This window comes from Aquabacterium sp., from assembly GCF_014378415.1.
Classification (GTDB): Bacteria; Pseudomonadota; Gammaproteobacteria; order Burkholderiales; family Burkholderiaceae_C; genus Aquabacterium.
The window spans coordinates 21,197-34,682 of sequence record NZ_JACMNS010000204.1 but is presented as its reverse complement, the minus strand read 5'-3'; the positions used below and the strand labels follow the sequence as shown (position 1 = coordinate 34,682).

General features: G+C 63.9%; 11 protein-coding genes and 1 pseudogene. 5 read left to right on the top strand and 7 right to left on the bottom strand.

All coding sequences use genetic code 11. The annotated features are described in order from the left end of the window. Nucleotides 1-220: pseudogene (locus H7225_RS17535) on the top strand (quercetin 2,3-dioxygenase); the annotation flags it as partial. A 16-nt stretch (nt 221-236) separates the two neighbouring features. Here H7225_RS17535 and rlmJ read toward each other — a convergent pair. Further along, nucleotides 237-1,100, bottom strand: coding sequence for a 23S rRNA (adenine(2030)-N(6))-methyltransferase RlmJ (gene rlmJ / locus H7225_RS17530; RefSeq protein WP_290664164.1), 864 nt, complete (start codon nt 1,098-1,100; stop codon nt 237-239). Between the two features lie 89 nt (nt 1,101-1,189). On the opposite strand from rlmJ, the gene H7225_RS17525 reads away from it, so the two are divergent. Beyond that, nucleotides 1,190-1,795, top strand: coding sequence for an NAD(P)H-dependent oxidoreductase (locus H7225_RS17525; protein WP_290664162.1), 606 nt, complete (start codon nt 1,190-1,192; stop codon nt 1,793-1,795). Nucleotide 1,796: 1 nt separating this feature from the next. Here the strand turns inward: H7225_RS17525 and H7225_RS17520 are convergent, their stop codons facing one another. The 4 genes from H7225_RS17520 to H7225_RS17505 are packed head-to-tail and all read right to left on the bottom strand — an operon-like array spanning nt 1,797 to nt 6,061. Beyond that, nucleotides 1,797-2,762: an alpha/beta hydrolase gene (locus H7225_RS17520; RefSeq protein WP_290664160.1), complete on the bottom strand. Its 966-nt coding sequence runs from the start codon at nt 2,760-2,762 to the stop codon at nt 1,797-1,799. Between the two features lie 7 nt (nt 2,763-2,769). Next, nucleotides 2,770-3,636 carry an SDR family oxidoreductase gene (locus H7225_RS17515; RefSeq protein ID WP_290664158.1) on the bottom strand — a complete coding sequence of 289 codons (867 nt, stop codon included), beginning with the start codon at nt 3,634-3,636 and terminating at the stop codon, nt 2,770-2,772. Nucleotides 3,637-3,641: 5 nt separating this feature from the next. Beyond that, the gene (locus tag H7225_RS17510; RefSeq protein ID WP_290664156.1) at nt 3,642-4,550 is read right to left on the bottom strand and encodes an alpha/beta hydrolase; all 909 of its coding nucleotides are present in this window, start codon (nt 4,548-4,550) and stop codon (nt 3,642-3,644) included. Next, nucleotides 4,547-6,061 (bottom strand): NAD(P)/FAD-dependent oxidoreductase, encoded by a 1,515-nt coding sequence (locus H7225_RS17505; RefSeq protein ID WP_290664154.1) that lies wholly within the window; start codon nt 6,059-6,061, stop codon nt 4,547-4,549. Before H7225_RS17505 ends, H7225_RS17510 begins: the two co-directional genes overlap by 4 nt. 82 nt (nt 6,062-6,143) lie before the next feature. On the opposite strand from H7225_RS17505, the gene H7225_RS17500 reads away from it, so the two are divergent. Continuing rightward, on the top strand, nt 6,144-6,806 hold the full coding sequence (locus H7225_RS17500; RefSeq protein ID WP_290664152.1) for a TetR/AcrR family transcriptional regulator: 663 nt from the start codon (nt 6,144-6,146) through the stop codon (nt 6,804-6,806). A 15-nt stretch (nt 6,807-6,821) separates the two neighbouring features. Here the strand turns inward: H7225_RS17500 and H7225_RS17495 are convergent, their stop codons facing one another. Then, complete coding sequence (locus H7225_RS17495; protein WP_290664150.1) at nt 6,822-7,571, bottom strand: sulfurtransferase; 750 nt, start codon at nt 7,569-7,571, stop codon at nt 6,822-6,824. Nucleotides 7,572-7,610: 39 nt separating this feature from the next. Here H7225_RS17495 and dnaE point away from each other — a divergent pair, with 39 nt between their 5' ends. Then, nucleotides 7,611-11,156, top strand: a complete 3,546-nt coding sequence (gene dnaE, locus H7225_RS17490) for a DNA polymerase III subunit alpha (RefSeq protein WP_290664148.1) — start codon at nt 7,611-7,613, stop codon at nt 11,154-11,156. Here dnaE and H7225_RS17485 read toward each other — a convergent pair whose 3' ends face one another. Further along, nucleotides 11,157-11,894: a hypothetical protein gene (locus H7225_RS17485; protein WP_290664146.1), complete on the bottom strand. Its 738-nt coding sequence runs from the start codon at nt 11,892-11,894 to the stop codon at nt 11,157-11,159. It lies immediately after the preceding gene. Between the two features lie 167 nt (nt 11,895-12,061). On the opposite strand from H7225_RS17485, the gene H7225_RS17480 reads away from it, so the two are divergent. Continuing rightward, nucleotides 12,062-13,456 (top strand): argininosuccinate synthase, encoded by a 1,395-nt coding sequence (locus H7225_RS17480; protein ID WP_290664144.1) that lies wholly within the window; start codon nt 12,062-12,064, stop codon nt 13,454-13,456. Nucleotides 13,457-13,486: the final 30 nt, after the last annotated feature.

The following is a 13,486-nucleotide window of genomic DNA, read 5'->3' as shown; positions in this document are numbered from 1 at the left end:
GGATGCCACCTTGTCGGTGGGTTTGTTCGATGGCGACGAGCAGGCCGTGCTGGTGTTGGACTCGTCGCGCAAGGCCTATGTGCATGTGGCACGCGGCCAGGTGGTGGTGAATGGTGAAACGCTGGAAGCCGGCGATGCCTTATTGCTGGAGGACGAGGCCGGCCTGAAGGTGGAGCAAGGCCAGGCGGCCGAAGTGCTGGTGTTCGACCTGGCCGCCTGATCTGCGTGACGCGATGTCAGCGCTGCTGAACTTCCAGTGAGTAGGCGGCGTGCTCGTCGATGCCAATGGTTTCCACGAGCCAGGGCAGTGCCTCGGCCAGCGAGTCGTACATCGTGTGCGGCGGGTTGATGACGAACATGCCGCTGCCGTGCAGGCCCAGGCCGTCTTTCGAGGCGCCCTTGACCCGCAAGGTGGCGTGCAGCCAATCGACCGACAGCTCGCTGGCGGCGCGCTTGAGCTGCGCCGGCAACTGATTGGACTCGCGGCGCGCGACCTCGGGGTACCAGATGGCGTACACGCCCGTGGAAAAGCGCGGCACATTGTCTTTCAGGGCCTGCACCACGCGGCGGTAGTCTTCCTTGATCTCGTAGGACGGGTCCATGTGGACCAGGCCACGGCGCGGCGGCGGGGGCACGCAGCCCTTCAGGCCGCCAAAGCCATCAGCCGCCTGAATGCTCACGCCGCGCTTGACCGACGAGAAGTGGTTTTGCAGGTTCTTGACCTCGCTGGGATGGAGTTCGAACAGGCGCAGGTGGTCGCCCTCGCGGAGCATTTGCGCGGCGATCTGCGGCGAGCCCGGGTACCAGTCCAGGCGGTCGCCCGTGTTGGTGGCGCGGATCTGCTCGAGCAGGTCGGCCACGCCCTGGGGCAGGTCGGGCGCGTTGCGCGCTTGCCAGACCTTGACGATGCCGTCGAGTGCTTCACCACTCTTGGCCGCGTAGGTGCTGGTCAGGTCATAGACCCCGCCACCGGCGTGGGTGTCAATGACCCAGAAAGGTTTGTCTTTGAGAAGCAGGTGCGAAAGCAGCTGCACCAAAACCATGTGCTTGAGCACATCGGCATGGTTGCCCGCGTGGAAGCCGTGTCGATAACTGAACATGCCCCAAGGGTAGCGGCTTTTCGCCAAATTCCCGGCATGATCCGACGATTCGCTTTGATGAACGAACGATTTGCATTAACTGGATGACCATGACCAACGCCCTCGCTCCTGTCCGCCTGCTGGTGATTGCTGGCAGTGCCCGAAAAGGCTCCTACAACCGCCAATTGGCCGACCTGGCCGGGCACAAGGCGCAGGCTTTGGGCGCCCAGACCACCTCGGTCGATCTGGCCGCTTTGGACCTGCCTTTGTTCCATGCCGATTGGGATGCCCAGCACAGCGTGCCGCCCGGGGCTTTGAAGCTGCGCGAGTTGTTCGCCTCGCACGATGGCTTGCTGCTGGCTTGCCCTGAGTACAACGCCTTGCCCACCCCCTTGCTGATCAACAGCTTTGATTGGCTGTCGACCGTGCCGGAAGGTGAGGGCCACCCTGGCGGTGCGGCCACCACGGTCAGCAAGCCGGTGGGCTTGTTGGCGGCCTCGCCAGGCGCGCTGGGCGGCATCCGGGCCTTGCCCATCGTGCGCACCTTTTTGAGCACGAATTTCGCGATGGTGGTCGTGCCTGAGCAATTGGGCATTTCGCAGGCCGACCAGGCTTTCGACGAGGCCGGTGCGCTCAAAAGCGCGGGTTACGACAAGATTCTGGCCAAGGTGGTGGCCTCGGTCATCCAGCAAGCTCGCTGGCGCGCCGCGGCCTGAACTATGGGGTGGTGGCCGTGCCTGACTGGGCCAGGAATGGCAGGGCTGCGTTTAAGGTCTGCTGAGGGTCTTCCTCTTGCGGGATGTGGCCCAGCTTGGGAAACGTGACCAGCGTGCAGTGCTGGATTTCACGGCAAAACTGCGGCCCGTTGGCAGGCGAGACCATGCCGTCCTTCAGCCCCCACAGCACCAGCGTGGGCTGTTGCACGCGTCGGATCATGTGCGAGCTGGCACCCCACTGCGCCTGGTCCATGCGCTGGAACAGCGCGCGCCGATTGCCCACGCGCAGGGCCAGTTCAAAGTAGCGCTGCACGCGCTCGGGCGTGACTCGGCTGGGGTCGCCAAACACGCTGCGCACGCTGGACTCGACCACGGCACGCGGCAGGATCCGTTCTGCGATCCAGCGCCAACTGCGCGCGCTGGCGATCCGAAACCCGACGGGCATGGACAGCGCCGATTGCGCATAGCCGTCGGAGTCGACCAGCACCAGCTTGCGCACGCGCTCGGGCGCCAGGATGGCCGTTTGCCAGGCCACTTCGCCGCCCAGGGCATTGCCCACCAGCACCACCCGCTTGACGCCCAGCGAGTCCAGCAGGCGCAGCACGAAGCGCGTGTAGGCATCAATGTGGTACTCGCCTTGGGGGCTGGGCCCAGTCAGGCCAAAACCGGGCAAGTCAACCGAGATGACCCGCCGCGTTTTTTGTAACTCCTGCTGCCAGCCTTCCCAGCTGTGCAGGCTGGAGGCCATGCCGTGCAGCAGCACGATGGGCACCGGGTCGTTGCGCGGCCCGGTGTCGCGGATGTGGGCCTGCATGCCGTCCAGCTCGACAAAGGTGGAGGGTTCCTTGGCCCATTTGGCCACCAGTGGCCCGATCTGGCGATCCGGCTCCCAGGACACGGTCACGGCGATGGCCAGGCCGAGGCCCAGCAGCACGCAGCTCCACCAAACGCGATTGAGCCAGGTCATGCAGGCATCAACTGGTGGCGCGCACTGGCTGGCGGGGCTTGTTCATGCGCTTCACGTAGCGGATCACGTGGCTTTGGTAGCTGGCGCCCAGCAGTCGCACCAACTTGTCGAGGAACTTGGCATCGGGGCCGACCAGCACGCGGCGTTGGTTCTTCTCAACAGCCGCCAGGATCTGCAACGCCGCCGATTGCGCGGTGGTGGTGTTGATCATCTTGTTGGCCCGGCGCTTTTGCTGTTCAACGCTCACGCCCGTGACCTTCTCCATGGCCGGGTCGATCTTGCCGGCCAGGGCGATGTTGGTGGCGATACCGCCAGGGTGCACGCAGGTGGCGCTCACGCTGGCGCCCTCCATTTCAAGCTCCATGCGCAAGCATTCGGTGTAGCCGCGCACGGCGAACTTGCTGGCGTTGTAGGTGCCTTGGCTGGGGATGGACATCAGCCCGAACAGGCTGGACGTGTTGATGATGTGGCCATCGCCCGAGGCCTTCAAGTGCGGCAGGAAAGCCTGCGTGCCATGCACCACGCCCCAGAAGTTGATGCCCATGATCCATTCAAAATCGCTGATCTTGCACGACTCGACCGGCACCGTCAGCGACACGCCTGCGTTGTTGAAGATCAGGTTGACGCGGCCGTGGTCGCGGGCGACCTGGTCGGCCCAGGCGAAGACATCGTCGCGCTTGGCCACGTCCAGCTTGGCGATGGTGACCTTGACGCCATGCACGCCCGCCAGCTCGGCCGTCTTGGCCAAGTCGGCTTCATTGACGTCGCTCAGGGCCAGGTGGCAGCCACGGCTGGCCAGCTCGACCGCCAGGGTGCGGCCCATGCCCGAAGCGGCACCGGTGATGGCGGCGACTTTGTTCTTGAAGGATTTCATGGCGGTCAGGCTCCGGTCGTGACGCGGGTGATGAACTGGGCGGATTCTTTCAGACTCTGGCGCCCTTCGGGCAACATCACCATGGTGGGCCAGACGTGCGGCATCTTGGCCTTCAGGTGAATCTCGCTTTGCACGCCTTGCTGCAAGGCGCGGTCGTGCAGGCGGGTCGAGTCGGACAGCAGGATCTCGTGCTTGCTGGCATGGATCATCAAAGGCGGCAGGCCCTTCAGATCGGCGAACAGCGGCGAGGCCAGTGGGTGGGTCGCCGATTGGCCAGCCAGGTAGAAGGTGGCGGCCTGGGGCAATGATTCGGGGTTGAACATCACGTCGGCGTCGGCCAAGGTCTTCATGGTTTCGCCAGAGCAGGACAGGTCAGTCCAGGGCGAAAACAGCACAGCGCCCGCGGGCATGGGCAGGCCCTGGTCGCGCGAGGCCACCAGGCAGGCCAAGGCCAGGCCACCACCGGCAGAGTCGCCCGCGAAGACCACGCTCTTGGGCGAGATGCCCTGGTTCAGCAGCTCTTTCCACCAGGCCACGGCGTCATCGACGGCGGCGGGGAAGATGTTCTCGGGGGCCATGCGGTAGTCGACCGACAGCACGCGTGCCTGGGCGCTGCGGGCCAGGTAGGAGCAGGTGGGGCGGTGGGTGTCCAGGCCGCAGAAGAAGTAACCGCCGCCATGGAAGTACAGCACGGTGCGCTGTGGGTTGGCCACGCTCAGCCATTCGGCGGCACACAGGCTTGATTCGCCTTTGGCGGCCACTGGCGTGTGTTTGACCTCTTTCGGCGGCGCGGGGTATCGGCTGGCCGCCTTGGTGATCATGTGGCGGACTTTGGGGACATCGATCGGACCACGGCCCTTGCTTTTGAACTGCCAACGAAGAATCAGGTTGGCGATGACTGCTTGGATGCTCATGCTTTGTCCGTGGTGTATTTCGAAAGATTGAAGTGGCGCGTCTTCAAGCGGTACGCAAATGTAAAGCCTGGCCACAGCAAGGAATTGCGGCCCTTGTCATCGACGTACCAGCTCTTGCAGCCCGAGTTCCACACGGTTTGCTGCAACTCGTTTTGCACCTTGTCGATGAACTGTGCCTGTGCTTCTGGCTTGACGTTTAACGCCTTGATGCCGTGCTCTTTCATGGCCTTGATCGCACTGACGATGTAGTGCGCTTGCGACTCGATCATGAAGACCATGGAGTTGTGGCCCAGGCCGGTGTTGGGGCCCATCAGCATGAAGAAATTGGGGAAGCCCGACACGGCCACGCCCAGGTAGGCTTCGGGGCCATTTTTCCAAACGTCGGCCAGGTCGATGCCGCCTTTGCCGAACACTGTTTTGCGGGGGATCGGGTCCTGCACCTTGAAGCCAGTGCCCAGGATGATGGCGTCGACCGGGCGCTCCACACCATCGCTGGTGACCACGCCGCGTGGCGTGATTTCCTGGATGCCTTCGGTGATGACCTCGACGTTGGTGCGGGCCAGGGCCGGGTAGTAGTCGTTCGAGATCAGCAGGCGTTTGCAGCCTGGCGTGTAGTCGGGCGTGAGCTTGGCTTGCAGCACCGGGTCCTTGATGGATTGGGCGATCTTGCGCTTGGCGACCTTGGCCACCAGGCCCATCCACTCGGGCTTGAACTTGAAGGCCAGGAAGCGCAGCTCCATCGTCCAGTACAGCTTGGTGCGCTCCCAGCGCTGGCGCCAGGGGTTGGCACTGAAGTCGGCCTGTTCGCGCGGCGACATCGGGCGGTCGTCTTTGGGCACGACCCAGGGCGGCGTGCGCTGAAAGTAATACAGGTGGTCGACCTTGGGCGCGATGTTGGGCACGAACTGGATGGCGCTGGCGCCGCTGCCGATCACGGCCACGCGCTTGCCGACCAGGTTGTAGTCGTGGTCCCAGGTGGCGGAGTGGAAGGTGGCACCCTTGAACTTGTCCAGGCCTTTGAGGTTGGGGACGGCGGGGTTGCTCAGGCCGCCCATGCCCGAGACCAGGATCTCGGCCTCGAACAGGCGGCCATCGTCGGCTTCAACCGACCACAGCTTGCGGGCATCGTCGTAGCGCGCGCTCAACAGGTTGGCGTTGAAGCGGATGTGCTTGAGCAGGTCGTACTTGGTGGCCACGCCCTTGAGGTAGGCGTAGATCTCGGGTTGGGGCGCGTACATGCGCGACCAGTTCGGGTTGGGCTCAAACGAGAACGAATACAAATGCGAAGGCACATCGCAGGCGCATCCCGGGTAAGTGTTGTCGCGCCAGGTGCCGCCCACGTCGTCGGCGCGCTCCAGCAACACGAAGTCGTTTTCGCCCATGTCACGCAGCTTCACGCCCATGCACAGGCCGGAGAAACCGGTGCCGATCACCAGGATCTTGTGGCGCTGGATGGGGGCAGTCTGGGCATCGGCTTTGGGCTTGTGAGCGAGGTTGGAGTTCGGGTTCATGCGACTTCTCAAATCCGTTTTTGTGACAAAGAATCATGTCAGATTAACTTTGACAATGATCCATGTCAATATAGTGATCCCTATGGACGGACTAATTTCTGACACCAACCCCCCGAACAAGCGCCGCTATGGTGGCGTCTTGCCCGAGGACCGCCAGCGCCAGCGGCGGGTCAAGCTCATCGACGGCGCCATCGAGGTGTTCGGCACGAAGGGCTTCCACGCCGCAACCGTGCGCGAGGTGTGCGTGGCCGCGCACCTGACGGAGCGTTACTTCTACGAATCCTTCAAGACGCTGCCGCAGCTGTTCATCGCCGTGTACGCGCATTTGCGCGAAGAGCTGATGGCCAAGACCTTGGCGGTGATGGCGCAGGCCGAGCAGACACCGCTGGGCCTGTTGGAGCCCGCCATCCGCGTCTTCCTGGAGTTCATCCGCGACGATCCCCGCCGTGGCCGGATCATGCTGGTCGATTCTTTGGGCATCGACAGCGAAGTGGCGGCCTTCAGTGGGGCCACGGCGCGCGACTACTCCGAGTTGCTCAAATTCCACCTGAGCCGCATGGTGCCCGCCGCCGACTTGCCCGACCTCAGCCTGGAGCTGCTGGCCGAAGGCATGATCGGCATGAACGTGCTGCTGGCCGCACGCTGGATGCAGGATGGGTTTGTGGAGCCGATCGACAAGGTGGTGAGGACCAATCTGCTGCCGTATCGGGGGCTGATGGCCTTGCTGGATGCCCCGGCGCCCTGATCTTTTGACGACGGCTCAGCGTTCGTTGGGCGTCAAATCTGCGCCCAGCGCTTCGCGCTCATCAAACACAAAACAGCTGCCCTGGTAGTGCTCGCCGCCGGCCAACTCGAAGTACTTCAGGATGCCGCCGTCCAGCTGGTAGACGTGGTCCAGGCCGGCCTCGGCCATGAACAGCGCCGCCTTTTCGCAGCGGATCCCGCCAGTGCAAAAGCTGACCACGGTCTTGTCCTGCAGTTCTGCCTTGTGGGCCAGCAACTGGTCCGGGAACTCGCTGAATTTGCCCAGGCGCCAGTCGATCGCGCCTTCAAACGTCCCGAAATCGACCTCGAAGCCATTGCGCGTGTCCAGCGTGACCACCTCGCGGCCCTCGTCGTCGTGGCCCTGGTCCAGCCAGCGTTTCAGGGTGGGCGCATCCACCGCTGGGGCGCGGCCTTCGGCCCCCTCCACATCCGGGCGGATGGTGGGGTGGTTCATGCGGATGATCTCGGTCTTGACCTTGACCAGCATCTTGTGAAAAGGCACGGCCTCAGACCAGCTTTCCTTCGGGCGCAGGTCGTCAAAGCGCGGATCGGTGCGCAGCCAGCCCACCAAATCGCGCACGGCCTGTTCAGGCCCCGCCAGGAAGAGGTTGATCCCTTCCTCGGCCAGCAAAATGGTCCCTTTCAGGCCTGAAGCCTGGCACAAGGCCATCGCCTGATCCCGCAACTGGGCAGCATCGGGCAAGGTGACGAATTTGTACGCGGAAATGTTCAGGATCTGGGCCATGGGCGCGATTCTACGAAAGGCGCTTCTTACAATCCCCCCATGCCCTTCACTCACCTGCGCACCCACACCGAGTTTTCCGTCGTCGATGGCACCCTTCGCATCGACGACCTCGTGGCTGCCGCCAAAGACGACCGCCAGCCCGCCCTGGCCATCACCGACCTGAGCAACCTGTTCGGGGCGGTCAAGTTCTATTCAGCCGCGCGCAAAAAAGGCGTTCAGCCCATCATCGGGGCTGATGTGTGGCTGGAGGCCGACGAGCCCCAGCGGCCTGCCTCGCGTTTGCTGCTGCTCATCCAGAACAGCCAGGGCTACCTGCATTTGAGCGAGCTGTTGGGCGATGCCTGGACAGCCCCTGGCCCGCGCACGCACGCCACGGTCAGTTGGGCCAATCTGCAGGCCAAATCGGGCGGATTGATCGCGCTGTCGGGCGCCGAAATGGGCGTCATCGGCCAGGCTTTGACGCAGGGCGACCTGGCGCGAGCGCAAGTGCTGGCCCAGCGCCTGGGCGGCATCTTCGAAGGGCGCTTTTACATTGAGCTGCAGCGCTCGGGCCATGGTACCAACGAGACCTACCTCCGCGCCGCTGTGCCCATGGCCTCGCGCCTGGGCCTGCCGGTGGTGGCCACGCACCCGGTGCAGTTTTTAACGCCCGATGACTTCGAGGCGCACGAGGCGCGTGTGTGCATTTCCGAGGGCGAGACCCTGGGCAACCCGCGCCGGGTCAAGAAGTTCACCCGCGAGCAGTATTTCAAGACGCAAGCGCAGATGGAGGCGCTGTTCGCCGACATCCCCTCGGCCGTCGCCAACACGGCGGCCATCGCGCGCCGCTGCAGCTTGACCTTGGTGCTGGGCAAGCCGCAACTGCCCAACTTCCCCACGCCCATCCTGCAAGACGGGCCGGACCAGGGCAAGCCCATGCCCATGTCGGACTACTTCCGGGCGCTGTCCTTCGAGGGCCTGGAAGAGCGGTTGGTGCACCTGTTCCCGGACGAGGCGGCGCGCGAGGCCAGGCGCAAAGAGTACGTCGATCGGCTCGAATTCGAGATCAACACGATCCTGAACATGGGCTTTCCGGGGTACTTCCTGATCGTGGCCGACTTCATCAACTGGGCCAAGAACAACGGTTGCCCGGTGGGACCGGGCCGGGGCTCGGGTGCCGGCTCGCTGGTGGCTTACGCGCTGAAGATCACGGACCTGGACCCGCTGCAGTACAACCTGCTGTTCGAGCGTTTCCTTAACCCCGAACGCGTCTCGATGCCCGACTTCGACATCGACTTTTGCCAGGGCAACCGCGACCGCGTCATCGACTACGTCAAGGACAAGTACGGGCGCGAAGCGGTGAGTCAGATCGCCACCTTCGGCACCATGGCGGCCAAGGCCGCATTGCGTGACGTGGGCCGCGTGCTGGGCATGGGCTATGGCCACGTCGACAGCATCGCCAAGCTGATCCCGGCGCCACCTGGCAAGAGCGTCACCTTGGCCCGGGTGCCCGCCGTCCCTGACCCTGGCGTGATCTACGCCCGCAAGGAAGCACCCGAGCTGGAGCAGCGCGAGGCCGCCGAAGAAGAAGTGGCCGAGCTGCTGACCCTGGCCATGCGCGTGGAAGGCATGGTGCGCAACATCGGTATGCACGCCGGGGGTGTGCTGATCGCGCCCGGCAAGATCACCGACTTCTGCCCGCTGTACATGCAGCCGGGCAGTGACAGCGCGGTGTCGCAATACGACAAGGACGACGTCGAGGCCATCGGCCTGGTCAAGTTCGACTTTTTGGGCCTGGCCACGCTGACGATTCTGGAGACCGCCAAGGACTTCATCATCGCGCGGCACCCGGACCAGAAGGACTTCGACTTCGCCAAGATTCCCCTGAAGGACGCGGCCACCTACCGCCTGCTGTCCGAAGGCAAGACCGTGGCCGTGTTCCAGCTCGAATCACGCGGCATGCAAGGCATGTTGCGCGACGCCAAGCCCAGCGTCTTCGAGGACATCATCGCCCTGGTGGCTTTGTACCGCCCTGGTCCCATGGACCTGATCCCCTCGTTCTGCGCGCGCAAGCACGGCCGTGAAGAGGTGGAGTACGCCCATCCCCTGATGGCCGAGGTGCTCAAGGAAACCTACGGGATCATGGTGTACCAGGAGCAGGTGATGCAGGTGGCCCAGAAGGTGGGTGGCTACTCGCTGGGCGGCGCCGACATGCTGCGCCGGGCCATGGGCAAGAAGAAGCTGGAAGAGATGGCCGAGCACCGCACGATCTTCGCGGAGGGTGCGGCCAAGAACAACATCAAGCCCGCCAAGGCCGACGAAATCTTCGACCTGATGGAGAAGTTCGCAGGCTACGGCTTCAACAAGTCGCACGCCGCCGCGTATGCCTTGCTGGCGTACCACACGGCCTGGCTGAAGGTGCATTACACGGCAGAGTTTTTTGCGGGGAACATGAGCGTGTCGAGTGACGACACGGACAAGCTCAAGATCTTCCACGACGACGCCACGCAGAATTTCAACATCACCTTCACGCCGCCCAATGTGAACGCGGGCGCGTGGAAGTTCGAGCCGATTGACCACAAGACCATCTGCTATGCCCTGGGTGCCATCAAGGGCACGGGGCAGGGCGCCATCGAGGCCATCGTGGCCTGCCGCAACGAAGGCGGGCCCTTCACCAGCTTCTTCAATTTTTGCGCGCGGGTCGACCGTTCGCGCGTCAACAAGCGCGTGGTCGAGGCTTTGATCAAGGCCGGGGCCTTTGATTTGCTGGAGCCCCGCCGGGCCAGCTTGTTGGCCAGCGTTGCCCTGGCCTTTGACTACGCTGACACCCAACTGGCCAATGCCGACCAAGGCGGCCTGTTTGACTTTGGCGATTCGCACGCGGCCTCGACCAACGAGCCCGACCTGGTGCCCACCGAACCTTGGGGTTTGAAGGAGCAGCTCACGCTGGAAAAAACCGCCATCGGTTTCTACTTGTCGGGCCATCTGTTCGACGAGGCGGAAGCCGAGGTGCGCCGCTTCGCCAAGCAACGCATCGCCGACCTGCAGGACAGCCGCGAGGTGCAGGTGGTGACCGGCATCATCAGCGACTTGCGCGTCATCAATGGCGCGCGTGGGCGTGTTGGTTTGTTCAAGCTGGACGACAAGAGCGAAAGCATCGAAGCCGTGGCCAACCAGGACACGATGGATGCCAACAAGGAGCTGCTCAAGGACGACGAACTGGTGATCATCACGGGCAAGGTGCAGACCGATCGCTTCTCGGGCGGATTGCGTCTGAATGTGCAGCAGGTGATGAGCCTGGCGGCGGCGCGTTGCCGCTTCGCCCGCTTCGTGCGCGTGACTGCCAAGAGCCAGCATTTGCCCGTGGCCGACGTGTTGCGCGAGTTCCCGGCGCGGCGTGTGGCCTTGCCCCAGCCTGGTCAGGCTGAGACCCTCCAGGGTTTGCCGATCCGCGTGGTGGTTGAGCGCCAGGCCGCTGATTTGGCGGCCCGGGGTGAGCTGGACTTGGGCGAATCAGCGCGGGTGTATCCCAGTGATCAGGCTTTGGCGCGCTTCAAAGAGCTGATGCCCTTAGGCCAGGCCCAGATCGTCTACGGCGAAGGCTGATCAATCCCAGCGGTGCCAGCCACGGTCGGGGTAGAAACGATCACCGCGATCACCGCGATCACCGCGATCACCGCGCCAACCTGGGGCCGGCGCGCCACCGTAAATCACCACGCCCGGCGGGTTGGGCGCGTAGTACGTGGCCGGGCCCACACCCGGGTCGTAGTAGGGCGCGGGTTGTGGGGCGGCGGCCACTGGGGCGGCGTAACCAACGGGGCTGACCGTCACATCCAGGGGGATGGTGCGGCCAGGCTCGTGGTCCATCTGGGTGCTGTAACGCTGGCCCGCGTATTCGTAGACTACTTCATAGGCCACCACCTGGTTTTCATAGGACGCCTGCTGTTGGCATTGGCGCACCGAGCGTGTGGTGCCTTGGCGGCCGTTGTTCTCGATGTGGTCGCCCAGCACCGCGCCGCCGATCAAGCCAGCGCCTGTGGCCAGCGCCCTGCCGCCGCCCTTGCCCAGGGCATTGCCCATCACGCCACCCGCAATGGCCCCCAGCAACGCCCCGGCGCCCGACGAGCGTGCAGGATCCTGGTACAGCTGATCCTGGCACACCTGGCGGGGCACGGTGACCTGAGCGATCACCGGTGTGGCCGAGATGACTTTGGCCTGCACGGTTTGCGAGGTCGAGCTGGGGGTGCCGATGACGGAGCCCACACGGGGGCCGGCGGTGGCGGCGCCCGTGGCCAGTGCGCAGCCAAGGGCCAGCACGGTGCTCAGGGTGGGGCGGTGGTTCATGTGATCTCTCCATTGGCGGCCGACCATGGCGTCGACCTTGAGCCTTCAACGGCGCTCAGTCAAGGCAGGTGGACAGGGTTGATTTGTGAATTGCGTAAAGATCGGTGAAGACTTCCGCCCTGCAGGGCGCCTAAAATGTGCGGTTGTCTCAATCGCCATTCATCACCATGTCCAAGACCGTCAAGCCCGCCGTCAAGCCCATCGCCGCCGCAGCCCCCCAAGTCAAGAAAGTCGTCCTGGCTTATTCAGGCGGTCTGGACACCTCCATCATTCTGAAATGGCTGCAGGACGAGTACCACTGCGAAGTGGTCACCTTCACCGCCGACATCGGCCAGGGTGAAGAGATCGAGCCAGCGCGCGCCAAGGCCATCAAGATGGGCATCAAGCCCGAGAACATCTTCATCGAAGACCTGCGCGAAGAGTTCGTGCGCGACTACGTGTTCCCCATGTTCCGCGCCAACGCGCTGTACGAAGGCGAATACCTGCTCGGCACCTCCATCGCCCGCCCACTGATCGCCAAGCGCCTGATCGACATCGCGCGCAAGACCAAGGGCGACGCCATCAGCCACGGCGCCACCGGCAAGGGCAACGACCAAGTCCGCTTCGAGCTCGGCGCCTACGCGCTGATGCCCGGCGTGAAGGTGATTGCCCCCTGGCGCGAGTGGGACCTGCTGTCCCGTGAAAAGCTGCTGGCCTACGCCGACAAGCACGGCATCCCGGTCGATTTCAAGAAGCGCAAGGGCGGCGCGCCTTATTCGATGGACGCTAACCTGCTGCACATCAGCTACGAAGGCGGTGTGCTGGAAGACCCGAATTTCGAGCCTGAAGCGTCGATGTGGCGCCTGACGGTCTCGCCCGAGAAGGCCCCCAACAAGCCGCAAATCATCGAGCTGACCTACGCCAAGGGCGACGTGGTCGCCATCGACGGCGTGAAGATGTCGCCCGCCACGGTGCTGACCAAGCTGAATGAAATCGGCGGCAAGCACGGCATCGGCCGCCTTGACAAGGTTGAGAACCGCTACGTGGGCATGAAGAGCCGTGGCTGTTACGAAACCCCGGGCGGCACCATTTTGCTGTCGGGCCACCGCGCCATCGAGTCGATCACGCTGGACCGCGAAGTGTTGTCCCTCAAGGACGACCTGATGCCCCGTTACGCCCGCCTGATCTACAACGGCTACTGGTTTAGCCCCGAGCGCGAACTGCTGCAAGGCCTGATCGACGCCAGCCAGGTCACCGTCAACGGCACGGTCAAGCTCAAGCTGTACAAGGGCACCATTTTGTGCACGGGCCGCGAGTCCAAGACCGACAGCCTGTTCGACGCCAAGATCTCGACCTTCGACGACGATGGCGGCGCTTACAACCAGGCCGACGCGGCCGGCTTCATCAAGCTGAACGCCCTGCGCCTGCGCATTGGGGCCAACGTGAACGCCCAGCGCGCGGCCACAGCCAAAGCCAAGGCCGACAAGTCGGTGGCCCGCAAAACGGCTGCCAAGAAGGCTGTGGCCAAGAAAGCTGCCGCCAAGCCCACCGCGGCCAAGCCCGCCGCCAAAAAGGCCGCTTGATTGGCGTGATTGATCCGGGTGACCGCCCAT